A 25,057-nucleotide genomic window follows, 5' to 3' on the forward strand; every position below is an offset into this window, starting at 1 on the left:
TAAATTAATTGACTTACCCCTATGAAAACATAGGCGATATATAGGACTCATTTTATTTTTGCGAAGCTAGGTACACATTTATTTCTTCTCTTCTTCCTTTTATATATAGCCCCTGAAAAAACTAATCAGATGAAATTCCAACCAAGCAATTGATAAAAACTCATGAACACATATACTCTTAACACTGATAATTCTTATTTTCAAGTTCCCAGTCAACCCCATAAATGCCAAAAATTATTAACAGAACTACGTACAATTATTGCAAATTTACTCAAATCCGATCCAGAAGATATTGATGTTCATGCTCATTTTTTAGACATGGGTGCTGATTCAATAGTGCTAATTGATGCCATTCGTCAAATTGAAAATACTTTTGGAATTAAAATTACGATTCGTCAGTTATTTGAAGAACTAACAAACCTGAATGCGTTAGCAAACTATATTGATGAGAGTATACAACAAGAACCTATCAAATCTCAAATTCAAGAACAACCCGAAATATCACCTTCTCAAGCCTCAGAAACGACATCCGAAACATTAGTAGAAATCGTTCTTCGGCAGCAGTTTGAATTGATGTCCCAACAGTTGGAAATCTTGCGTAATTCAAGCTTATCAACAAATTTAAATTCTTCCTCTAGCCCACATAAAGAAGCGAAATTTGCCCATAACCCAGTAGAATTACACAAATCAACCGCAAAAAAAGATTTTCCCTCTTCTTTCTGGCGAGTTGAACAATCGTCAGCCAAAATCCTCACCCCACAACAACAACAATATTTAGATTCTCTGATCGCCCGTTATACCAAACGTACAGCAAAATCCAAACAGCGATCGCAAACTTATCGCCCTGTCCTCGCCGACAGAAGGGCTTCTGTCGGATTTCGTCCCGAAACTAAAGAAATCCTCTATCCTATTGTTGGCGATCGTTCTCAAGGTTCAAAAATTTGGGATATTGATGGCAATAAATACATAGATATTTCTATGGGTTTTGGCGTACATCTTTTTGGTCATGATGTTCCCTTTATTACAGAAGCTCTAGAAAATCAACTCAAGCAAGGGATGCAAATCGGCCCCCAATCTCAACTTGCTGGTGAGGTAGCAACTTTAATCTGCGAAATGACAGGAATGGAACGAGTCACTTTCTGTAATTCAGGTACAGAAGCGGCGATGACAGCGATGCGTATAGCCCGTGCAGCCACAGGTCGTGCCAAAATTGCTATTTTTAAAGGCGCTTATCACGGTCATTTTGATGGCACTTTAGCCATACCACAAACATCTGAGGATGGAAAATTACCAGCACACCCAATGGTTCCAGGGGTGCTGCAAAATATGGTTGATGATGTTTTGCTTCTGACTTATGGGGCTTCTGAATCGCTTGATATTATCAAAGCCAATGCTCATGAATTAGCAGCAGTTTTAGTTGAGCCTGTACAAAGCCGCAAACCCGATTTACAACCTAAAGAATTTCTGCAACAGTTGCGAGAGGTAACACAACAACTAGATATCACCTTGATTTTCGATGAAGTAATCACAGGTTTCCGCGTTCATCCCCGTGGAGCGCAAGCATGGTCTGGTGTTGATGCAGATATTGTCATCTATGGCAAGTTAATTGGTGGGGGAATGCCAATCGGGGTAATAGCTGGAAAAGCAGCTTATATGGACAAAATTGACGGTGGTATGTGGAACTATGGAGATGAATCTTATCCAGAAGTGGAAACGACATTTTTTGCTGGTACTTTCTCCAAACATCCTTTGACGATGGCAGCAACACGAGCCACACTCCTACACCTCAAAGCCGAAGGAGCTACCCTCCAAGAGCGATTGAATCAACGTACATCACAGTTAGCCGCAACACTCAATACTTACTTTGAACAAGAAAATATCCCTGTCCAGATAGTGCATTTTAGCTCGCTTTTTCGCTTTACTTTATCGGGCAATTCTAGCTATCTATATCAGCCTTTAGAAATGGATTTGCTGTATTACTCTTTAATTGCAAAAGGCGTTTATATTTGGGAAGGACGCACCTGTTTTCTATCTACTGCACACACAGATGAAGATGTAAATTATGTAATTAAATCAGTCCAAGATAGTGTACAAGAATTACGCACAGCAGGTTTTTTTCCCAAAAAGCTAAAATTATCGATAGTCCAAAAGCAGACACATAACACATCAGACAAATTGAGAAGTTCTGTAGCTTTGGAAACCCAAATTAAAAGTGAATTAGAACTAAAACCAGCATTCAAAATTCCCCTGAGTGATGCCCAAAAGCAGCTTTGGTTTTTAGCTCAAATTGGTGACAATGGGTCTTTAGCTTACAACATTTCCCTCAATATTCAATTACGGGGTACACTTCATCTAGCAGCCATGCGTCAAGCAGTGCAGCAAGTGATACAACGTAATGAGGCTCTACGTACAACTATCAGCAGTCAAGGCGATTTTCAAGAAATATTACCATCACTGCAAATAGACGTTCCTGTAATTGACTTTTCAAATGTAGAAGATGGCAACTTTCAACTAGCCCAGTGGTTGCAAAATGAAAACCGCGAATCTTTTGACCTCACCAACGGGCCTTTATTCCGCGTTCGGATTCTGAAATTAAAAGACCAATTGCATATATTAGTTGTTAGCGCCCATCACATTATTACTGATGGCTGGTCAATCAGCGTTATCTTGCAAGAAATGATTGCATTGTATTCAGCAACTTGTCAGGGTGATGTTTGTCAGCTAGAACCACCGATGCAATATAGTTCATATCTCGACTGGCATCGTCAATACTGTGAAACAGACGAGATGAAAGCCCATGAATCTTATTGGTTACAGAAGTTTGCTAGCCCAGTTCCAGTTTTAGACCTGCCCACTGACCGTCCTCGCCCACTAATCAAAACTTATCAAGGTGGCAGACAACAGTTACAGCTTGATAGTAGTTTAAGTGGTGCCATCAAACAATTCAGCAAGCAAAACGGTTGTACCTTATTTATGATGCTGCTGTCTGCATATACTGTCTTACTCTATCGCTTAACCAACCAAGACGACATTACCATTGGTATTGCTGCTGCTGGACGCTCTCTTGAAGGTAGTGAGCGACTAGTTGGTTATTGCAGCCATCTGCTACCGATACGCGGTCAAATTGTCGGCGATGTGACATTCGTCGAACATCTCAAAACTTGCAAAAGTTTGTTGTTGGATGCCTATGAGCATCAAGATTATCCTTTCGCTAAATTAATTGACAAACTGGGAGTAAAGGCTAGTAGCAGCATGTCTCCTTTGGTGAACGCCACCTTTAACCTGGAGCGCCCCGTAGACATTCCCCAAATGTATAATTTGTCAAGTAGCTTGTTACCTCAATCTATAAGTTTTGCTGACTACGATCTAGGCTTGAATGTGACTGAGATTGAAAACGACTTACTGTTGGAATGTGATTATAATGCAGACTTGTTTGATGCTGCCACTATCGACCGCATACTTGGACATTACCAAACGTTATTGATGGCGATTATTGCCAGCCCCCAAACATCGCTCTCGCAATTATCCTTATTAACAGCAACCGAACGCCATCAAATACTGGTTGAGTGGAATAACACTCAAACCGACTATCCCCAAGATAAATGTATTCATCAAATATTTGCACAACAAGCACAATTGACTCCGAATGCTGTAGCGGTAGAATTTACTGAAGAAAAACTGACCTACCGAGAGCTAAATCAGCGTGCTAACCAATTAGCGCATTTCCTACAAAGTTTAGGTGTAAAACCAGAAGTGCTTGTAGGCATTTGCGTTGAACATTCTGTAGAAATGTTAGTAGCGATGCTGGGTGTTCTCAAAGCTGGTGGTGCTTACGTACCCCTAGACCCGGCTTATCCTCAAGAACGCTTGGCTCATATGCTAAGTGATTCTCAAGCCTCAGTGCTACTGACAAGTGCTGAATTAGAGAGTCAACTGCCTCCACACTCTGCAAAACTAGTACTATTGGATACGGATTGGCAAGCGATTTCTCGTCAATCAATCACGAATCCTGTTAGTGTTGTTGAGCCGACAAATTTAGCCTATGTGATTTATACTTCTGGTTCTACTGGCAAATCGAAAGGGGTACTAATTCCGCACCAAGCCTTAGTAAACCATAACTACGCCATAGCTAAAAATTATGAACTAAAAGTGAGCGATCGCGTCCTACAATTTGCAAGCTTTAGCTTTGATGTAGCTGCCGAGGAAATATTTCCTACTTGGTTAAGTGGAGCAACTTTGGTACTACGACCAAAGAAAATGTTTGCGATCGCAGATTTTGTGCAATTTGTCAAAAAACAAGAATTGACTGTCCTAAACCTGCCAGTAGTATACTGGCAAGAGTGGGTTTCCCAAATGCCCCATATCAGCTGGGCAGAAAATGTACGTTTATTGGTTCTTGGTAGCGAAAGAGTCCCATTAGAGCGGTTTATTACTTGGCAACAGCAAGTAGGTAGCAACGTTAGTTGGCGAAACGCTTACGGCCCTACTGAAGCTACAATTACAGCTACAGTCTATGATTCCCAAGTGAGTTTAGAACATCAAACAGCTTCCTCACTGTTTATTGGTCATCCCATAGCTAATACTCAAATTTATATTCTCGACCATCATTTGCAACCAGTGCCTATCGGTGTTGCAGGTGAATTGCATATTGGTGGTAATGGTTTGGCACGAGGTTATCTTAACCGTCCAGAATTAACAGTCGAAAAGTTTATTTTCAACCCCTTTAGTAATGAACCGACAGCCCGCTTGTACAAAACAGGAGATTTAGCTCGACACAGAAGCGATGGTACTATTGAATTTATCGGTCGAATTGATAACCAACTGAAAATTCACGGTTTCCGTATTGAGTTGGGAGAAATCGAAGCAGCGCTGAGTCAACATCCACAAGTCAGAGAGTGTGTAGTTATAGCCAGCGATGACCAATTAAATAATCAGCGATTGCAAGCATATATTGTTTTTCATCAAGAGCAAAATGTAGATAGTAGGGAACTGCATCGCTTCCTCAAGCAAAAATTGCCTGAGTACATGTTACCCTCTACTTTCTTCCAAATAGAAACCATACCGCTTACCCCTAATGGTAAAATCGATCGTCTTACTCTAAATCGCTTGGGTGTGTTAATCAACAATATTGAAGTGAATATGGTTTCACCCCGCAACCCTATCGAGGAGTTACTAGCTTCTATCTGGGCTGAAGTTCTAAACTTAAAACAAGTCGGTATCCACGATAATTTCTTTGAATTGGGAGGCAATTCGCTCTTAGCTATGCAACTTGTAAATCAGATCAACGAAGCCTTCTTGATAGAGTTACCGTTGCGTAGTTTATTTGAATGCTCGACAATCGCTCAAATAAGCGAATTGGTACAGACTCACAAACTTGAACAAGTAGAAAGTGATGCTCTAGAACAAATTTTAGCTGAAGTTAATGAGTTAATGGATACAGAAATCGAACAAATGCTTGCCAACTTTTAGTAGACTAACATAGCAGGGTAAGCGCATCTCAAACGCTATTGACAAGCGGGTTTAGAGGTATCCTTATGTTGGGATAAACAAGCAGCAAGAATAGTCAGCATTCTGAAGCATGAATTACCCAACTCTTTACCAAAGCTTTCTCGTTGAACAAGAAAAAACTTTTCCCCACAATGCCAAGAAGTCAAGAAGTCTATTTTTTACTAACTCAAACAATGTACCAATACGAGTTCTCGATATGCTATCTGACGTTGGTGTGCGACTAGAATTTTGGTAAGGCTCAAAGACAGCCCCGCCCCCATAGTTAATAATCCCTTGATGCTGGATAAGAGTTAGTTCTTTTTGCTTGGGAGGAACTGACCTTTTAGCGATCGCTTTCTGTACCCAACTTTTTCATGCCATCCATTCAGTCCACTGGGGCGCATCTGTCACCAGTTGAGCAAACAAGTTTTGGCAAGCGTCTTCAAACTCCAACATCACACCGCAACGCCGATCGATCGTTAAGGTACTGAGTAATTGATGAGGCAGTATGTTGCTTTATTACTGCAACATCTTTAACAGAACCTCTGGGCTGTCCATTTTATCCATTACAACCTCAATAAAAGCAAGTTGGTCACGGTTTTGTTGAGCTGTTTCTAATGCTTTGTCTAACTGCGATTCGGTACTAACTTTAATTGCCCAGGCATTGCCAGCGAAAACCTTAGGGAGCTGATGATAATTCCAAGGTTGAATGTCGTTATATGGCATACGTTCACCGTGAATATCACGCTCTATAGTATATCCATCATTGTTAATCAACAAAATAATCGGTTTTAGATTATAGCGTAAGATGGTTGAAAGTTCTTGTGCAGTCATTTGGAAAGACCCGTCACCAACCAATAGGATAGAGCGACGTTGTGGTGCGGCGATGGCACAACCAAGTAATGAACCAACAGAGTAACCAATCGATCCCCAAAGTACTTGCCCAACAAAAGTAGCTCCTTTTGGCAAAGGAACGATAGAAGCGCCAAACAAACAAGTTCCAGTCTCAGCAACGATAATGTCATCTTCTTGGAGAAAATGAGCAAATCTATACCAAAAATGCTGCTGCGTAATCGGTGCCGAAGAACCGCCAACGATAGGCTCTATAAAACCAGCATCTAAATTTTCTGTTGCTGATTTGAAATTCAGCGTTTGACGATCGCGGTGCTGCAACCGTTGGCTTAAAGCAGAAAGCACATCTGCCATAGCGACATTGTTGTATAAAGCATGTTTAACTTTTACATACTCCCCATGCACTTCAATAGTTTGGCTGGGATCGAGTTTGGCAGAAAACTTACCTGTGTTGAAATCAGTCATCAAAGCACCGATAGTTAAAACACAATCTGCCTGCTCAATACGTTTTCTGACAGATTCCTCACTGGCAGCACCATTATATATGCCGATGAATTGGGGGTGGGTTTCTTCTAGCAATCCTTTTCCCATGTTCATCGTCGCATAAGGGTATCCAGTAGCTGTTAGCAATTCTCGCAATTGTTCATGCAAATGATAGCGAGCTACACCAATATCAGCAAGAATCACAGGTTGGGAAGCTTTTTCCAGTATGTTTACACAGACATCAATTATTTCTGCTATTGTAGCGCCATCGCTCTGAAATACAGGGGGTATAAAGAAATCAGACGGTGCAGACACCTCAGCTAGAGCAACATCCATCGGTATGGAAATATAAACAGGTAATTTCTTCAGCAAACAGATACCTAAAACTCTGTCAATTTCCGTTGTTGCATTTTCATTTGTTAAATATGCTTGAGCCACCGTTACCTGTTCATACATTCGGGCAAATATTGAAAAATCACCAGTACCAAGCGTATGATGGACAAGTGAACCAAGAGCTTGAATTTTAGTTGCAGGAGCACCGGTAATCGCTACAACCGGAACGTGTTCAGCATAAGCGCCAGCGATACCATTAATAGCACTGAGTTCACCAACACCAAACGTAGTTACTAATGCCGCAACACCATTAAGCCGACCATAACCATCGGCAGCATAGGATGCGTTAAGTTCGTTGCAAGTAGAAATTAACTCGATGCCATTGTGGTTAACAATATAGTCGAGAAATTCCATATTGTAGTCTCCAGCAACCCCAAAGATATGCTTGATGCCAATTTGCTCCAGACGAAGCAATAAATAGTCGCCAACAGTAAACTTTGCCATTGTCTTAACCAAATTACCCCTTTAGGGTATGAAAACTATAACTGAGATGCGTATCTCTGAAGTAAGAATAGGATTGTGACTTTTGCCGACGCCCATGCACACCGACTGTCGAGAGTCGATCGGTTGTGATGCAGTTAAAATTACCAAAGTATGAATTGCCAAAGGAAAGAAACTGATGAGTTCGTTTGTGCTTTGTTTTCAAGATATTGATAAAACAAAACTCAAGGTTGTTGGGGGCAAAGGTGCTAACCTGGGGGAACTATCCAGGATTGAGGGAATCCACGTACCAGATGGCTTTTGTATTTCTACTGAAGCTTTTAAAAGAATCATTGGGGAAATGCCATCGATTAATGAATTACTCGAACAGTTATCGCATCTATTGATGGAAGACCGGCATAAAATTGGTGAACTTAGCGGTGAGATTCGCTCTTTCATTGAAGGTATAACCATTCCTCAAGATATTAATGAAGAGATCGCCCGCCTCCTCTCCAGGTTTGATGAAAAAAATGCCTATGCAGTACGATCCAGCGCAACTGCTGAGGATTTACCGACAGCCTCTTTTGCAGGCCAGCAGGATACGTATTTGAACATTGTCTCAAAGGAGGCAATCTATCAGCATATCAGCAAGTGCTGGGCATCGCTATTTACCGAGAGAGCAGTAATTTACCGCCTCCAAAACGGCTTCGACCACCGTAAAGTCCACCTGTCTGTGGTTGTTCAGAAGATGGTATTACCGCAGGTGGCAGGAATTTTGTTTACTGCCGATCCCGTCACTTCTAATCGGAAGGTGTTATCCATTGATGCCAGCTTCGGACTTGGTGAAGCTTTGGTCAGAGGTCTTGTGAATGCTGATATCTATAAAGTTTGTAACGGTCAGGTTATTGATAAGAAGATATCCACCAAGAAACTGGCTATTTATGCCTTAAAAGATGGCGGTACGAAATTACAGGAAATTGAACAACACAGACAGAATAGGCAAGCGCTGACGGATGAGCAGATTTTGCAGCTTGAGCGCATCGGTAGGAAGATTGAAGAACATTTCGGCCGCCCCCAGGACATCGAATGGTGTTTGGTTGATGATACATTTTATATTGTCCAAAGTCGCCCCATCACGACTTTATATCCGATCCCGGAAGCGAGCGATCGCAAAAATCACGTTTATGTATCTGTTGGTCATCAACAAATGATGACCGACCCCATTAAACCATTGGGATTGTCTTTATTTCAATTAATAGCTGCTCGACCCATGTATAAAGCTGGTGGAAGGTTGTTTGTTGATATCACACCCGATCTGGCTTCACCTGTTAGAAGAAAAATTGTAGTAGATGTGTTGGGAAAATCCGAACCGCTCATAAAAGACGCACTGATGACTATCATAGAGCGAGGAGATTTCATTGAATCGTTACCAGACGATCAAAAAGAACTAAGTCCCGGTAAAAGCAATAAATCTCCATCGTCTGCGGATTTTCAAACACTAAACGAATACGATCCGACAATCGTTTCTGATTTAATTAAGAGTAATCAAGTATCGATAGACGATTTAAAACATCACATCCAAACGAAATCAGGATTGGATCTAATTGATTTTATTCAAGAAGACACCCAGAAATTAAAGAAGAGTTTATCCGATCCACAAAGTTTTGGTGTGATTATGACTGCTATGAATGCTTCATCATGGATCAATGAAAAAATGCAGGAGTGGTTAGATGAAAAAAACGTAGCAGACACGCTTTCTCAATCTGTACCCAACAATATTACTTCATCTATGGGTCTGGAACTATTGGATGTCGCAGATGTAATTCGTCCTTATCCTGAAGTAATTGATTATTTACAACATATAAAAGATGATAGCTTTTTGGATGAACTGGTTAAGTTTAATGGGGGAAAGGAAACCCAAGACGCTATCTATGCTTATCTCAACAAATACGGAATGCGATGTGCCGGAGAAATCGATATTACTAAAACTCGTTGGAGTGAAAAACCAACTACACTTATCCCCATGATTCTCAGTAACATCAAAAACTTTGAGCCTAATGCTAGCAAGCGGAAATTTGAGCAAGGACGACAGTCAGCTTTGAAAAAAGAACAAGAGTTATTAGATCGATTGAAGCAATTACCGGATGGCGAACAAAAGGCCGAAGAGACAAAACGAACGATCGGTCTAATTCGGAATTTCATCGGTTATCGTGAATATCCAAAATACGGCATGATTAATCGCTACTTCGTTTATAAGAAAGCTTTACTCAAAGAAGCCGAACAACTCATACAAGCGGGCGTTATTCATGAAAAAGAAGATATATACTATCTCACTTTTGAAGAACTTCGCTCAGTTGTACGCACAAATAAACTTGATTACCAGATTATCGGCAAACGAAAAGATGAGTACAAATTATATGAAAAACTAACTCCCCCCCGTGTTATCACGTCTGATGGTGAAATCATTGCAGGTCGATACAAACGAGAAAATCTCCCTGCCGAAGCTATTGTAGGTCTACCTGTTTCCTCCGGAGTTATAGAGGGACGAGCGCGTGTCATCTTAAACATGGAAGATGCCGAGCTAGAAGATGGAGATATATTAGTCACCTCCTTTACTGACCCTAGCTGGACACCATTGTTTGTATCCATAAAAGGCCTAGTCACCGAAGTTGGTGGACTGATGACACATGGAGCAGTTATCGCACGTGAATATGGTATAAGTGCAGTTGTTGGAGTAGAAAATGCTACCAAGCTGATCGAAGACGGACAGAGAATTCGGGTTAATGGAACGGAAGGCTATGTAGAAGTGGGATTCGTTGGCTAAAAACTATACCCCGCAAGGGGTTGAAGGATTATCCGCAAGATTCTCAGCCCTCCGGGTTCGCAGTTCCTACAACAAAGGGAACCTCCGCAACGGACTGCTCACCTTGACAACTGATGAATTGGCAAGTAGGAGAAAAAGGAAATCTGGGGATGGAGAAAGTAGCGAAGCGATCGCTCTTAAAGCAAAGCGTAGCCAATCGATTTTTTCTCTTACTGCCAAAAGTTCTGCTGATGTGGACTATTGGAGTCATAAGTGGGGAGTTGGTGGGAAATCTTGGGTCAAGATTCGTTTTACAAGCTTTTTTAGGCTGATCCCCACTAAGACAGTTAGGTTAAATTGCAAATGAAATCATATCCCTGCCTAATTCCCCGATTTAGGTGTAAATCCAGGTTAAGACTGCGGATTTTGCCTAAGCCCTAACAAATTTCCGTCAATATCCTTGAAAGTGGATAATTGCACTCCATGACCAACATCTGTAATTGGCCCAACTGAGACTCCTTTTTCAGTCAGGCTTTGACGAGCAGTAACTATATCATTGACAACAAAGGTACTGACAGTATTACCTGGTTCAACTGAGTTACTCAAGTTCAATCCGATTGCAAAGCGTGGAATATCAGGAAAACTAAACTGTCTCCAGCTAGGTGTGTCATATTTTTCTTCAGGAACTAACCCAAGCTTGGACTTGTACCACTCGGCACTAGCTTCGAGATTAGTAACGTCTAGTTTGGTGACAAAACTATATTCACCAAAAGTGTTTTTCAATGTCATATTCTACTGTGCTAATCCAGAACTTTTGTAATACAGCTATTATAAGCTTTTTAGGATAAAATACTGCAAGCTTACCAATTATAGGGTAAAATTTAGATCCAAAATTTTACGCTTTAGCCATTCAGAAAACAAGTTTGAGAGAATTTTTAAGCGCAACATCTCGTCCAATTGTGGCTCAATAATTTCCTCAACCAAAATTAGATGTGCCCCAATGGATGTCAATATTGGTTTGACAACTTGCGGTGGAGTTGCCGCAAAGACAGCAGCAGAAATTTCTGGTTTCAAATCTGCACGGCTTAATATCCCTCGATATCCTCCTTTTCTGCGTAGTTCTGTATCTTGAATATATTGATGAGCAATTTCATGAAAACTTATCTCACCTTCACCCAATGCGTAAAACAGTTCCATAGCCAAATCAAAATCATCTAAAACGACTTCATACATAACTATCTGGGCATAATCAATCTGATGTTCTACAAAAAAAGATTCAACTTTATCTACAAACAGATATTGAGCTAATTTTGAGGAAATTACTGTGTAATAAACTAATTCTTCAAACTCGTCTAGAGATAAACTGTGTCTCTGTAGCCATGACCAAGTAGCATCAGCACCAGTCAAATTGTTCATCAAACGCAAGTTATCTGCCGCTTGCTGTAGTTCTTCTGGCTCAACTTTAATATTAACTTCTTGTGCCGTATGTGAAATAATCTTGCGAGTAAGAATACCTTCAATCACAGAAGGAATTTGACATGAAATCTTGACTTGGTTGATAATTTCTTCGAGAGAAACAGTTGCCACTTCTAACATAGTAAAACTTCTTAGCGCTCGAAATGAAATAGAAAAGATAAACTTTTTGATAGTTCTTGATTTTTAGAGTTTCAAACCACCTTTTTGCAACTTTTTAAACGGGTCTAACACAAAATCAACAATACGGCGCTGCCGAACAATTACCTCAGCAGTTGCTGTTTGACCAGGCGTTAAAGCAATACGTTTGTTTCCACTTTGAATATAAGTCTGCGGCACTGCAATTTCTAATTCAAAATTTTCTATGTTACCTTGAGCAGTTTCCACAACTTTGGAGTCTGGTGAAATCCAGTGGAGTTTGCCTTCTATCACTCCATAATCTTGGAAAGGATAAGCATCAAATTTAAGTTTAACTGGCATTCCTACACGCAGAAAGCCACTTTCTTGACTAGGCATCTGCGCTCTGAATATCAGAGGTACTCCATTAGGTGCAATCTGAGTAACCATCTGCCCTGGTTGTACTACTGTCCCGGCATTATTGATAGACAACTGGAAAATTGTGCCAGCAATCGGAGCGCGGAGTGTTTGCTGTTGTAATTGGAATTGTAAAGAATGAATTTGCTTTTTAGTTTGAGAAATTTCTGATTGTAAATCTACAACTTGAGCTTGGAGTTCTTTGAGTTGTTTGTGACTATCCAAAACTGTAAGTTCACCTGTGCGTCTAATACGTTGATTAGTACTTTGCTGTTTAGCAATCTCGGTGTTGGCCTGTTGAATATCTGATTGAGCTTGTTCTAGCAGTCTTTGACGCTCAAACATTGCACCTTCTATTTCTTCTAATTTACTTTTGGAAATAGCGCCCTTTTGCAAAAGATATTGATAACGTTGTACCTCATTTTTAGCTAGCTTAAGGCGACCAACTTCAAGGGCATATACTTGTTTACTAGAATTAAATTTTTGATGTATTTGGTCAAGTTGAGCAAGTTGCTCAGATTCTTGAGCTTGATTTTGCAATTGCTGAGTACGTAAAGACATTTCCAGTTGATTTTTTAATAGCTGAAGCTGATTAACTCGATTTTGTTGACCCTCAAGTTTTGCCTGAGTTTGTTGCAGTTCAGTACGAGTTAATTCTGATTCTAATTCCAGTAAAGTTTGCCCGGAAAGTACAGTTTGACCTTCTTTTACCTTGATGGCTGTAACTTTTCCGGTAACAGGTGCATCTAATCTCACAGTTCTCCCTTGGGGTTCAAGTCGTCCTCTGGCGCTACCTGTTTCGTCTACTTTGGATAGCATTGCCCAAGGTAAGACGATCGCAGCAAATACTACCAGCCAATACAACAAGCCGCGTGTCCAAATCCGTGGTAAGGTATCAATCAGTTCTTTTGTTAAAGAAGACCAGTCTTCACCCAAAGGTGCATAGGATTTTCGCTCTTGTGATGATAGTGTTTTTTTGGATTCTTTCAAGTCTAGTTGATTATTAGGGTAGTGACCGTTCTGACTGAACTGCTCTTGGGTAGTAAATTCATTTGGCATAATTGGTAATACAGTTTTGGATTTCAAATATTGGATTTTTCTGGTTTCTAGCAAAGCTAAAGAACGAAAAATGAAGAGGCTTTTAGTTCAAACTGCTATGGTAAGTTGCTGTTGATTCAGGTAAAAGTAGTGACCGCGTTTAGCCATTAATTGATCGTGAGTTCCACATTCAACCAAAAGACCTCTATCTAGCACCAAAATTTTGTCAGCATTGCGTACTGTTGAAAGGCGATGAGCAATCACCAGCGTTGTTCTATCTTGAAGAATTTTGTTGAGGTTAGTCTGGATGATACGTTCAGATTCAGCGTCAAGACTGCTGGTGGCTTCATCTAAAATCAGCAGTTGGGGATTTCCGACAAGGGCGCGAGCGATCGCTAGCCGTTGTCTTTGTCCACCAGACAGGGTTCCTCCTCCCTCACCGATTTGTGTTTCATAGCCCATCGGTAATTCTTTAATAAATTCATGCGCTCCCGCTTGTTGCGCTGCTTCTATGATCTCTTCTAAAGTTGCTTCGGGATAACCTAAACTAATATTTTCCCGAATCGTACCACCAAAGAGAAAAGTATCTTGGTCAACGACACCAATTTGAGAACGGAGCGATCGCAATGACAAACTAGTAATATCATAGCCGTCAATCAAAATTTTCCCTTCTGTGGGAGGATACAGCCCCAATACCAACTTGGAAATGGTCGTTTTTCCCGAACCACTGCGCCCTACAAGTGCGATCGTTTGCCCTGGTTGCACCTCAAAACTGATGTTTTCTAAGGTGTTTCTATCACTTTCTGGATGATAACGAAAAGTAACTTTGTCAAAGCAAATATAACCGCGAATTGGCGGTAAAGATTGATGAGACTGGTGTTGTAAATCTTCTTCTGGTTCAGCATCAATCACATCATTGATGCGTTCAACGGCAATTAGCACCTCTTGCAATTCATTCCATAGCAAAATCAGCCTTTGGAAGGGATTAATAACATTACCCAGCAACATATTAAAAGCAATCAGTTGCCCAATTGTGAGTTCATTCTGAATCACTTGCCATGCCCCAAACCACAGTAAAACTGTGGTGACTACAGCTTCAATACCGGAGCTAAATATTTGCAGTGTGTTGCCAATTACCTGCCCAGAAAAAGTTTTTTTCACTGATTTACCAAAAAGTTCTTCCCAATGCCAGCGGACTGTTTGCTCAACAGCCATAGACTTAATCGTGCGGATACCAGTGAGAGACTGGATCAAATACCCAGTTTCTTCATTATGTGCGCCAAAAATCTCGCGGGAAACACGCTGTAAGAAAGGTGTAGCAATCAGCGCCAATAATACGAATGGTGGCACAATTACTAAGGTCATTAATGCCATCTTCCAACTATACCAAAACATCAATCCTACATAGACAAATACTGTTAGTAAATCGAGGAAGATAGATAGGGCTTCACCAGTTAAAAAACGTTGAATTTTGCGATTTTCCTGCACGCGGGAAATAATATCGCCAACGTAACGGGACTCGAAATAGTTCAGAGGTAAACGGAAGGTATGACTAATAAAACCCACAATCAAGGCTAGATCCACTCGGTTAGCTGTGTGGTCTAGAAGGTATTGCCGCAGTCCAGTTATGGCAACTCTAAAAAGGCTAAAGATTACCAAGCCGATGCCTACAGCCGTTAATGTTAGGTCACTGCGTTGCACAACTACTCGGTCTAACAATAATTGCGTAAATAGGGGTGTAATCAGGCCAAAAATTTGAATGAGGATGGAAGCAATAAATACTTCCAACAACACCAGCCAGTGAGGTTTAGTTAATTCAAAAAACTGCCAGAAAGCAGTACTAGCTTCTTTTGTCTCTTTGAGTAAGGCTGTGGGTTGGAGTAATAAAGTATAGCCAGTCCAACCTGCTTTAAATTCTGCATAAGTGAGGGTACGCTGACCAATAGCAGGATCTCCAACGATAACGCGATCGCCTCTGACTTCGTAGACGACAATATAATGTTTGCCTTCCCAATGCACAATCGCAGGCAAACTTTGCTGGGCAAGTTTATCAAGGCTGGCTTTTACAGGTCGAGTCGAAAACCCGATGCTTTCTGCTGCTGCTGCTAAACCTCGCAGCGATGATCCATCCCGATCGACGTTGGCAATGTCTCGCAGCCGATTGACACTAAAACGCTTACCCCAGTAAAGACCAACCATCACTAAGCAAGCCGCACCGCAATCAGATGCACTTTGTTGTTCAAAAAAAGGATAGCGTCGAGTAATGCGTTGCCATAAATGACCGATTTTTACAGTTGGGCTAGGGAAATAGGCTTTATTAATTTTTTTCTGGAACTGGTTTTTTGGCTCAACAGTAAATTGAGGAAATATAACAGGCTCAGACGCTGTTACTGGGTGGTTATTGGCTGATGGGTTAGCATCAAGTTCAGCCAGTTGTGGCACATATTGCTGTGCTGTTTCCCAATGCGAACGGCTGAGGCTGTATAGTTGCGTTGGTTGAGTTACTTGCCAATCACGTTCTTTAGGTAACTGAGATAAGGTGTAAATATTGCCAGCAGTGAGTTTGAGTCCTGATGTGTGCAGTAGTTCGCCGCGACGCAGTATCCAAAGTTGTTGGTCTTTGAGTAAAGAAGATGGAAGTTTGTTAATTTGGAGATTGTGCTGCTCTAGCAATGGTTGTATTTGCACTACACCTTCGTAAGCAGCATTATTCAGCGCCGCATTTTGGCGACATAACAGCAGTAAATCCCACAGTACAGCTTGACGGTGAAGATGCTGCCCAATAGAGGGATACTTGCGGATGAGCGATCGCAAACAATTTCCTGAAATATAGCAAACTTTGAGATTTACCGAAGCCCTAGCAGTGTAAGGTTGAAATTCCTCCTCTGGAAATAGCGTTAGTTGAGCAAATGATGTTCCCGCACCTACAGAAGCGATTAAATTATCGGTGCGATCGAGCAATCTGACTTTACCTGCCAAAATTAGATAAATACCTACGTTTGCATCTGCTGTTTGCCAGAACAGTTTGCCTGCACTAGGCTGAAGAATTTCAATTTGTTTGATGCAGTCTGAAAATTCCTGTTCTGAAAGAGTCTGACCCAGAGTTTGGGCAAGCTGTTGAGTGGAAAATTCTGTTTTGTTCTGAACCATGATTTGTTGGGAGTTTAATGGCAGAATTAGTTACTTGTTGTAGCGAAATTCAATGACCACCGAAAATCAGGCTCTGCATTTGGTAGCAGGTTGTTTATAGTAATCCGAGGATTTTTTGTGTTATTAGTTTCTTTCTCGGCAGTTTTGCGTGTCTGTCGAGTTGAAAGTCCCATCTCTTTGAGCAAACGGTTAATGTGGCAAGGACTAACCTTAATTCCCAGTTCTTTTGCCAGATGCTTGCTTAACCATTGGCCTGTCCACCGCTCAAATGAATAGCCATACTCACGCGGACTATGGCTTGCTAGTTCTTGCAAACGAGCCAGATATTGCTCATTCACAGCTTTGGGACGACCCATTGCGCGATCGCTCCAATGATGAGCTTGACCTGTTTGGGCGATCGTAATCCAGTGCCGTGCCGTCTCCTGAGAGCATCCTAACGCTTCACAGATTTGAGTCTGAGATTGGCCTGCATCTGCCAATAATATGATTTCAATACGACGGCGGTATTCTGGACGTAAATCTGCTTCTAGGCTTTTCAACAGAAGCTTGCGCTGAAACGCTGTTAAGTATTGACCTTGCATATTCACAGCAATTCCTCCTGGTGTAACTTGCAATGCCCAAATAGAAATTAATCTGGATCATCCTTGAGAACCTTCTGTTACTTCTCTGAATCAAAACTCTGGGAATTCCACAGCTCGTTACAAAGCTTTACAAGAATCAGATGAACGGTCACAAGTGTGGCTTTTCAGGCTTTGGTGGTGTGACAAACTAAAAACAGCACCATCTACAACAAAAAACATAGCTTCAGTTTCAAATTAGATGATTCGGAGTAGTAACGCGCTACTGCACTGTAGTTTTTCAGAGAAAAGTAGTTTTATTTTTGAATATTAAATATTTGAATAATTAAAACATAACTCATTTAATTATGCATAAACAATAAGTTTTTAAGTCTTGCAATCATCAATTGAATCTCTGATGATTGAAATGTGATTAGGCGATACACAGCTAATCCAATTAAAAACAACTTCATCTAAGAGGAAAAATTCAATGGCTACTATCAACATTTCTGATTTGCGTCCTACTGGCTCCAATCTATTTTCTGATTCTGAAGGCTATATGGATGATTTACTTGATAGCGATATTGGCGCTATTAAGGGTGGTTTAGTGGGTTTGATTGTTGTGGGAACCATCGTTCTTGCAACCTTATATTTTGGTGCAGGAGAAGCTTACTAACCTGTAACAAAGCAGTTTACTGCTAATTCCATTTCAAGCAATTTTATTTAAGAGGAAAAACAATGGCTACTATCAATATTTACGATTTGCGTCCCACTGGTTCCGATCTATTTTCTGATTCTGAAGGCTACATGAATGATCTAGGTGACAATGAATTTGACAGTATCTACGGTGGTTTAACACCAGCGCTTGTGTGGTCTGCTGCTACTGCTGCCGCTCGAATTTCCTCAGCTAAATGTGCGGTTTCTGTAGGTGCAGGGATCGCTGCCGTAAGTGGTGCTGTTTCTGGCTGGATCACTGCCGGCAAATGATTAACTAAAGTCAACTAGCAACTGAGTTAATGAAGCAACGTATTACTTGGAGAAATCTATCATGACAAACATTTTAGTTAACGATCTGAATCTATCAGGATTTGCTCTGATTTCAGATGAAGAAAGCTATCTTAATGAAATCAACGATGATGAGTTGAATTTGACTTATGGTGGATTCACTCCTGTGGCGGCTGTAGTGAGTATCAGTCTGGCATTTTCTGCCGGCTATGAGGCATCTAAGGCTGCTAGGGAAATTCATGATAAGAATAAGGGAATAATAGCCTGGTTATAGACTGAGAAAACTAAAATGAAAGGGTGGGCACTGCCCACTTTTCATCATTTCTATTTCAAACTTACATTTGAATAATCAAAAAACATATTTCATATTAGATGGTAATCCTTTTTTAATTATGTTTGTTTGAATGTTTCTTTTGCTAACCTTGATTTGGATGGATGCATATGACATTTTTATTAAGCTCAAAAAACGTTTTTAACTATTTATTAGCACAGAATATCTTTACTCAAGAAGAGCAAGAAAGTCAAGTCGAACTTAAAGTTGCCAAAAACTTTAACTTATTACTGAGCTTGCAAGATGGTCGCCAACTCCTCGTCAAACAGGAGCGTCACAATGGAGAAGGGAAAACTGCGGGTGAATTTTTGAGTGAATGGCGAATTCATCAATTATTTCAACAAACTCCTAAACTCAGTCACATCTGCTTAATGCTTTCAGAAGTTTTACATTTTGATGCGGAGCATTCTGTTATTGTTTTTAACTACCTCAACGATTATTGCGATCTAGTTGATTTTTACACAAAGGAGAATGTTTTCCCGACTGCGATCGCAACTTCAATCGGCGCAACTTTAGCTACAATCCATCGTGATACATTTAACTCTCAAAAATATCAAGAATTTTTTTCTCAGCAATCTGAGGATGTATCTAGTAAACAAGCTTTTAACTTTAATCTTGGGCTAGAACGGATTAGTCCTGAAGTTTTTGGTCAGGTTCCCGCAGACGCACTGAAATTCTTTGCTCTCTATCAGCGCTACGACAGCCTCGGAAAAGCGATCGCACAACTTGCCACTGAATTAGTGCCTTCCTGCCTAACGCATAATGACCTCAAGCTGAACAATATCCTCTTACATAGCAATTGGGAAGAAGTTCTGGAACAATCAACTAACAGTGTCATTCGACTCATTGACTGGGAGCGAGGCGCTTGGGGAGATCCTGCATTTGACTTAGGAATGCTCATCGCTAGTTATTTACAACTCTGGCTCAATAGCTTAGTTGTGAGTAAATCTATTGATGTCGAAGAATCTCTGCGATTAGCTATGACACCGCTCGAACAGCTTCAACCTTCAATTGCAGCCTTGACTAAAACTTATTTGGCTAATTTTCCAGAAATTCTAGAGCATCGCCCTGATTTTTTGAAACGAGTCGTGCAATTTTCTGGTCTTGCCTTAATTCAACAAATTCAGGCAATGCTTCAATACCAAAAATCCTTTGGCAATGCAGGTATCTGTATGCTTCAGGTTGCTAAAACTTTATTGTGTCGCCCTGAACAATCAATCCCAACTGTTTTTGGAGTGGCAGAATCTGAACTCACCTAAACCGTTCTCCCGTTTAAGTATTTTTAGTTGCACCTAAACCATTATGCAATTACTAGATTCTCTTCAAAGTCAACTGCTAACTTCTGCGCCAGATCAAGTACTGGATTCTCTTGAAGATATTGCCAACAATGTTCAGATCCAGTCAAATTTTTGTATTACCCACCCAGCTTACAAACCTTTTGAAATTCCTGCTGAGGTAGTAACTCGTTTTCAACGAATACCATTGGAGCTTCAAAATAAGTATTTGAGTCTACAACTGCAAAGTTTTCTCTACGGTATCTATTACAACGGCTCGATGCAAGCTGCCCTGGCAGCAGATGCAAGTTCAGATAACCTAGCACTACATCAGAATTTAGAGAATAATACTTTTCTAGGAGTAGACCTAGAGTTTTACGATCGCCTACATAAAAGCAACACTGGCGAAGGCTATTTCGACCCAGGTTGGTCTGTACTGCGCCAAGAAAGTGATGGGAGTCTCGCTGTTACCAAAGGCGGATTGACTTTGCATATTGAGCGCGATCGCCATTTACAACTTACTGAGCAATCCGCATCTGTAGGCAATATAGTCGCTATCCGTATGCCTCGTAATTTAGTTCAAAACGGATTTTACATGGCTGTTAGCGATGCCGGGCCAGACACTTATCCTCAGACAGTTAGAGTTTACTTTAACTTGACACCCGAAGGTGCGATCGCTGTTATGGAAAGCCTGACACGGCAACTGAATCAAATCAAAATTCCCTTCACCTTTAAAGTTCTATACAACCCTTCTGATTACGGACGCTATGACAGTGGGGTTCTCTACTTTGAGAAAAGTAATTATGAAGCGATCCGGCAAGTGCTAAAAAATGTTTATCCAGAAAAGCGATGCCTACGGCGGGCTTCGCCTACGCATTTCCGCACCGAAGTACCCTTGTTCACAAAGTTACTTGCCCCTGGACTTGCACTAGCAGAAGAACCAGATTGCAAATTTGCTGCTGTAGAGAGTTTTGGGATGAACCGTTGCCAAATTGTTGCCAATGGCTTGCTAGAAGCACGGGCTACAGGTGATGAATCGCCCCAAAGTCGGATGGCAGCTATCCATCAGCACTTCTCTCTTCTAGGGATTGATTGGCAGCATTCTTACCTAAATGCCAACTCTCTTGACATCTATACCCCTTTAGACCAATGAAACTAACCGATCTTGCATTGCCTAAAGTAGCCTCAGTCAGCGAAGTTAATCATGTAACAAATAATTTTCCAGAGTCCGATTTACCGTTTTACCGCAAACTAGGGCGGACTGATTTAACAGTCAGTTGTCTCGGTCTAGGTGGTGGCGGTAGCATCTCTAGCGAAGATACCCTTTACGCTTTTGACAGAGGAATTAACTACTTTTTCTACTCTAGCGATTTGCACCACTATCTTTACAGTCCGATGTCTGGAGCATTGCGTCAGCTTTGTGGACGTGGCTCTTCAGTGCGAGAGAAAGTGGTGCTGGCAACCGTGACTTATATCAAAAGTCCAGAAATGGCGCTAGCCGCTCTATTAGACCAATTCGTAGAGTTAAATATTGATTATATTGATGTGTTGTTCTGGGGCTGGATTGGTTCTAACGATCGGTCAGTTTTACAGAATTGCTTGCAGCTTTCTCCTGATTTAAGAGGCAGCAATAGCGTCTATCAGCGCACCATTGAAAGAATGTTTGGCGCTTCCGAAAGACTCAAGAAAATGGGAGCCGTCCGCTATATTGGTGCTTCGTTTCATGATATTGATTTGGCGCAACAATGCTTGCATAACGACCTATTAGATGTGGTGATGGTCAGACACAATGTTGCACATCGGTCTGCTCAGAGTCAAATATTTAATCAATTGAAAGCGCAAGATCCATCTCGATCAGGTATCGTCACCTTCAAATCTACAGGTTCTCACTCAGGCGCACTTTGGGATGCTCCGGTTAGTTTACCTGAAAAATGCTGGCGGCCTACTGTTCCTGATTTATACCGATATTCGTTAACGCAAAACTGTGTTGATGTTTGTTTAACAGGTTTGACTAAACGCGAAGAAATTGATGCAGCGATCGCTGGCGTTGAGCAAGGTAAGCTAACAAGTGCTGAAGTTGAATACATGAATCTTTACGGCGAATTACATCGCAATCAACTAACAACTTCCGAAATTCCCTCTGAAAAACTGATTTATCGCAGCTAAACAGCAATAATTTTATCCAAATCAACTTTTACAAGAGAACAAAACAATGACAAAAACTTTAGAAAACATAGAATTAGTGTCCGTGCCAGAAATTGCCCAAGCAACAGATGAAGATATAATTGCTTACCTGCGTTATTCTCACAAAATAGCTGAATATGCAGTTTTAGCTGAACGAAATGCATTTATTTTAAATATCTGTCAACAGTTTGGCTTAACTGTTACTGATGAAGAATTGCAAACAGCCGGAGATGCATTTCGGCTCGAACATAAATTACTAGGAGTTTCTGAAACCTTGGCTTGGCTGCAACAACAACGAATTACTGTAGATGATTGGTCTAAAGGTACTAGATTAGAATTACTTACGAAAAAGTTAAAAGAATATCTGTTTGGAGATGCTGTTGATGGTCATTATCTGAGTAATCGTAACGATTATCAACGTGTAGCCTTATCTCAGATTTTAGTCAGCGATTTAACAGAGGCTAAGAAAATAATTTATGCAATTAAAGAATCAAATGAGTCCTTTTGTGCTTTAGCACTAGAGTATTCCAAAGGTAAACAGTCTAAACAAAATGGTGGGTTTGTTGGTATTCGCTTTCTTTCAGAATTAATACCAGAGATTGTACAAGCTATTTCTCAAGCAAAAGAAGGCGAGGTGATTGGGCCAATAAATACAAAACTGGGTTATCACATTCTCAGAATTGAGAAGTGGTTCCCTGTTGAATTCAGTGAAAGTCGAGAGCAAGTATTAGAATCTCTCTATCAAAATTGGCTACAAGCAAATACTATCTCTGCTTCCAAATAACTTTCCCAACTGGAAGAGTGTCTATCATTACTATCGACAGTGGCGCAAGAACGGGACTTGGCAAAAAATTCACGCGCGGATGAATAGTCAACAAGGCGCGGATTATGATTTACCAATTCTTTCAGGCGAGCGACGTATTGCTCAGTTTTAGGTCGTTCCATCAAGCGATCGCTCCATTTTTGGGCTTGTCCTGTTTGTGCGATCGTAATCCAGTAGCGTGCAGTCTCTTGAGAACATCCCAAAGCTTCACAGATTTGAGCCTGAGATTTCCCTGTATCGAAAAGCAGCATAATTTCAATGCGACGGCGGTATTCTGCACGTAAGTCGGTTTCTAAGCTTTTCAGTAGGTATCTGCGCTGAAAGGGTGTTAAACAAAGACCTGAATTTTCCATAACGATTCCCCCTGGTAGAACTTGCACTCATTGGAAGTTCGTTTAGCTTCTTTGCGAACCTCTGCTTACTTATCGGAATCAAAAGTCTATGAATTCTGCAAATAGTTACAAAAGTTCATAATTATCATGTGAATGGTCAGAAGTTAGGCTTTTCAGGCGTGGCCAAAAGCAGCGAAAAAAAAGTGACGATGAAATCAAAGATATAGCTTTAGTATCAAGGTGGGTGACTTGGAGTATCTCAAAGCGTCAAAACACTTTAATTTGCAAGATAAAAATACCTTTTGTTTTGAATTTTTAAAATTTAAATAATGAGAACATAATTCCTTGAGTTATGTGTATAAAATCAGCTAGAACCTATTGATTTTATAGATTTAATATCAGAAGATGTTGATGTGGAATTAGAGAAGACATCACTAATTCCACATCAACATCAATCTAGAAAATGAAAACAACAATGTTAAACACCAAAGAAAACTTCAATCAGCTTGATGTAACTCTTGCTGTTAAGGAACTTGGCAATGAAGCTGCTGCTACCATTCAAGGTGGTTTTGATTTGATAGCCTACGACGGATTCAATGGTAAGGGAAGTGTGTTAGGTGAGTTCAACTTCGGAAAATCAGTGTTAGGTGCAGGTAACAACAGGATTAGCTCCGTTAGAATCAACGCAGGTCGATGGAAATTTTCTGATGGATTTTTTGGTCTAGGTGAATCTGAAACAATTAGCAGAACAGGACTGTTTAACTTTCGCAGTTTAAATAACAGGATCTCATCCCTTAAGCGTTTCTAATGGTTGAGCTAACGCTTCCAAAAATTCGGCTTCAGTTACTAAATATCCCGGACGGAGAGTTAGAAGTTACTGAATTGTTAGTTTCCAATCTTCGTACAGACTAGCTCTGAAGTATGAGCATATCCTAACTGAAGCAGATAATCTTATGATAGTTTTTAGGGGCTAAATATGCCCATTACAGCGCTTACGGCTATTATGCAATACAGTTTTTCTCCTTGCCCTCTCCTCTCAAAGCTTTCAGATTTGAGGATGTACCTCATAGCTGCCGTAAGTGCTGTCTTGTCAACTTAAACTCTAGCGAATACTCTGCTATGAGTTCGTGGGAGGAGGCATATTTCGCCCCTATTTTTTGTCATTTTTCAATTGAATGATTCACCTGTATCTCAATAGCGAAGTGCATTTTAATTGAAAATGACAAAGCACCTCAATTTGAAATCTTCGGGGTTAAAACATGAAAACATAAGTCATTGATTTATGCCTAAAAAATAAGTTTTTTCCACTTATTTTTGTTGATTTAATCTCATAAGATTTAAATGGAGTTAGACAAGATGTCACTAATTTTACATCAATATCAATCTGGAATGAAGGAAAACTACAATGTTAAACACCAAAGAATACTTCAAACAACTTGATGCAACTCTTACCGTTATAGAACTTGATGATGAGGTTGCTGCTACCTGTAGTGGTGGAGCTAGATTTTATACCAATGGGAGTAACCCAGATGTGTTTTTATATGACGAGAAAAATTTTGGATTAAAAGGAGGAAAATTGGGAATCAATGCAGAACTGTATGGTGGTGATTCTAACCTCGACAACGCGCTCGTCGGTAGCGGTTGGAATAACAGGACTTCGTCCATTATAGTAGTAAGAGGAACATGGAAGATATACCAAGACAGTGGCTATAAGGGTAAATCCAAGACGCTGAAGCCAGGAAGGTATGCTAATGCCAAAGCATTTGGTCTTGCAGACAACTCATTGACTGGGATTATACGGGTAGATTAGCTCTAGTTTGACTGTAACTGATCTAGAGATTGGTTTCTAGACAGTAAAGCTGCTTGGGAGCAGATGCTCTCAAGCAGTTGAATATCTTAGTTGACTGACTTTTGCTGA

19 protein-coding genes and 1 pseudogene are annotated in these 25,057 nt (G+C 40.6%); 13 read left to right on the forward strand and 7 right to left on the reverse strand.

All coding sequences use genetic code 11. The features are described from left to right. Positions 1 to 162: 162 nt before the first annotated feature. Positions 163 to 5,469, forward strand: coding sequence for a non-ribosomal peptide synthetase (locus RMZ95_RS18030; RefSeq protein WP_322685038.1), 5,307 nt, complete (start codon positions 163 to 165; stop codon positions 5,467 to 5,469). Between the two features lie 537 nt (positions 5,470 to 6,006). On the opposite strand, the gene RMZ95_RS18035 is transcribed toward RMZ95_RS18030, so the two are convergent. Beyond that, positions 6,007 to 7,671 carry an alpha-keto acid decarboxylase family protein gene (locus tag RMZ95_RS18035; RefSeq protein WP_409882948.1) on the reverse strand — a complete coding sequence of 555 codons (1,665 nt, stop codon included), beginning with the start codon at positions 7,669 to 7,671 and terminating at the stop codon, positions 6,007 to 6,009. Between the two features lie 163 nt (positions 7,672 to 7,834). On the opposite strand from RMZ95_RS18035, the gene ppsA reads away from it, so the two are divergent. Further along, on the forward strand, positions 7,835 to 10,459 hold the full coding sequence (ppsA, locus tag RMZ95_RS18040; protein WP_322685040.1) for a phosphoenolpyruvate synthase: 2,625 nt from the start codon (positions 7,835 to 7,837) through the stop codon (positions 10,457 to 10,459). Beyond that, positions 10,452 to 10,805 (forward strand): hypothetical protein, encoded by a 354-nt coding sequence (locus RMZ95_RS18045; RefSeq protein ID WP_322685041.1) that lies wholly within the window; start codon positions 10,452 to 10,454, stop codon positions 10,803 to 10,805. The genes ppsA and RMZ95_RS18045 overlap by 8 nt, the downstream gene beginning before the upstream one ends. 44 nt (positions 10,806 to 10,849) lie before the next feature. Here the strand turns inward: RMZ95_RS18045 and RMZ95_RS18050 are convergent, their stop codons facing one another. The 5 genes from RMZ95_RS18050 to RMZ95_RS18070 all read right to left on the reverse strand — a co-directional run bounded on the left by RMZ95_RS18050 (position 10,850) and on the right by RMZ95_RS18070 (position 17,214). After that, on the reverse strand, positions 10,850 to 11,227 hold the full coding sequence (locus tag RMZ95_RS18050) for a VOC family protein (RefSeq protein ID WP_099099723.1): 378 nt from the start codon (positions 11,225 to 11,227) through the stop codon (positions 10,850 to 10,852). A 78-nt stretch (positions 11,228 to 11,305) separates the two neighbouring features. Further along, positions 11,306 to 12,034: a peptidylprolyl isomerase gene (locus RMZ95_RS18055; protein WP_322685042.1), complete on the reverse strand. Its 729-nt coding sequence runs from the start codon at positions 12,032 to 12,034 to the stop codon at positions 11,306 to 11,308. Positions 12,035 to 12,097: 63 nt separating this feature from the next. Beyond that, on the reverse strand, positions 12,098 to 13,531 hold the full coding sequence (locus tag RMZ95_RS18060; RefSeq protein ID WP_322685043.1) for an HlyD family efflux transporter periplasmic adaptor subunit: 1,434 nt from the start codon (positions 13,529 to 13,531) through the stop codon (positions 12,098 to 12,100). A 60-nt stretch (positions 13,532 to 13,591) separates the two neighbouring features. Further along, on the reverse strand, positions 13,592 to 16,633 hold the full coding sequence (locus RMZ95_RS18065) for a peptidase domain-containing ABC transporter (RefSeq protein ID WP_322685044.1): 3,042 nt from the start codon (positions 16,631 to 16,633) through the stop codon (positions 13,592 to 13,594). Positions 16,634 to 16,659: 26 nt separating this feature from the next. Then, a complete protein-coding gene (locus tag RMZ95_RS18070; RefSeq protein WP_322685058.1) occupies positions 16,660 to 17,214 on the reverse strand; it encodes a helix-turn-helix domain-containing protein in 555 nt (184 codons plus the stop codon). 466 nt (positions 17,215 to 17,680) lie between these two features. Here RMZ95_RS18070 and RMZ95_RS18075 point away from each other — a divergent pair, with 466 nt between their 5' ends. From RMZ95_RS18075 to RMZ95_RS18110, 8 genes are all read left to right on the forward strand, one after another. Next, positions 17,681 to 17,866 carry a hypothetical protein gene (locus RMZ95_RS18075; protein WP_322685045.1) on the forward strand — a complete coding sequence of 62 codons (186 nt, stop codon included), beginning with the start codon at positions 17,681 to 17,683 and terminating at the stop codon, positions 17,864 to 17,866. Between the two features lie 62 nt (positions 17,867 to 17,928). Then, positions 17,929 to 18,177 (forward strand): hypothetical protein, encoded by a 249-nt coding sequence (locus RMZ95_RS18080; RefSeq protein ID WP_322685046.1) that lies wholly within the window; start codon positions 17,929 to 17,931, stop codon positions 18,175 to 18,177. Positions 18,178 to 18,238: 61 nt separating this feature from the next. Next, complete coding sequence (locus RMZ95_RS18085; protein WP_322685047.1) at positions 18,239 to 18,469, forward strand: hypothetical protein; 231 nt, start codon at positions 18,239 to 18,241, stop codon at positions 18,467 to 18,469. A gap of 167 nt (positions 18,470 to 18,636) precedes the next feature. Continuing rightward, a complete protein-coding gene (locus tag RMZ95_RS18090) occupies positions 18,637 to 19,785 on the forward strand; it encodes an aminoglycoside phosphotransferase family protein (RefSeq protein WP_322685048.1) in 1,149 nt (382 codons plus the stop codon). Between the two features lie 43 nt (positions 19,786 to 19,828). Next, positions 19,829 to 20,953 (forward strand): T3SS effector HopA1 family protein, encoded by a 1,125-nt coding sequence (locus RMZ95_RS18095; RefSeq protein ID WP_322685049.1) that lies wholly within the window; start codon positions 19,829 to 19,831, stop codon positions 20,951 to 20,953. After that, positions 20,950 to 21,966 carry an aldo/keto reductase gene (locus RMZ95_RS18100; RefSeq protein ID WP_322685050.1) on the forward strand — a complete coding sequence of 339 codons (1,017 nt, stop codon included), beginning with the start codon at positions 20,950 to 20,952 and terminating at the stop codon, positions 21,964 to 21,966. The genes RMZ95_RS18095 and RMZ95_RS18100 overlap by 4 nt, the downstream gene beginning before the upstream one ends. A 46-nt stretch (positions 21,967 to 22,012) precedes the next feature. After that, entirely contained in the window at positions 22,013 to 22,768 is a 756-nt protein-coding gene (locus RMZ95_RS18105) for a peptidylprolyl isomerase (protein ID WP_322685051.1), read from the forward strand. Next, positions 22,755 to 22,919 carry a transposase gene (locus RMZ95_RS18110; RefSeq protein WP_322670184.1) on the forward strand — a complete coding sequence of 55 codons (165 nt, stop codon included), beginning with the start codon at positions 22,755 to 22,757 and terminating at the stop codon, positions 22,917 to 22,919. The genes RMZ95_RS18105 and RMZ95_RS18110 overlap by 14 nt, the downstream gene beginning before the upstream one ends. Positions 22,920 to 22,980: 61 nt before the next feature. On the opposite strand, the pseudogene RMZ95_RS18115 reads toward RMZ95_RS18110, so the two are convergent. Beyond that, positions 22,981 to 23,160 (reverse strand): annotated as a pseudogene (locus RMZ95_RS18115) (helix-turn-helix domain-containing protein); the annotation flags it as partial. A 454-nt stretch (positions 23,161 to 23,614) separates the two neighbouring features. On the opposite strand from RMZ95_RS18115, the gene RMZ95_RS18120 reads away from it, so the two are divergent. Further along, a complete protein-coding gene (locus RMZ95_RS18120; RefSeq protein ID WP_322685052.1) occupies positions 23,615 to 23,947 on the forward strand; it encodes a hypothetical protein in 333 nt (110 codons plus the stop codon). A 597-nt stretch (positions 23,948 to 24,544) separates the two neighbouring features. After that, the gene (locus tag RMZ95_RS18125) at positions 24,545 to 24,949 is read left to right on the forward strand and encodes a beta/gamma crystallin-related protein (protein ID WP_322685053.1); all 405 of its coding nucleotides are present in this window, start codon (positions 24,545 to 24,547) and stop codon (positions 24,947 to 24,949) included. Positions 24,950 to 25,057 lie beyond the last annotated feature (108 nt).

Source organism: Nostoc sp. DedQUE07 (genome assembly GCF_034530975.2).
In the GTDB taxonomy this organism is placed as follows: Bacteria; Cyanobacteriota; Cyanobacteriia; order Cyanobacteriales; family Nostocaceae; genus Nostoc.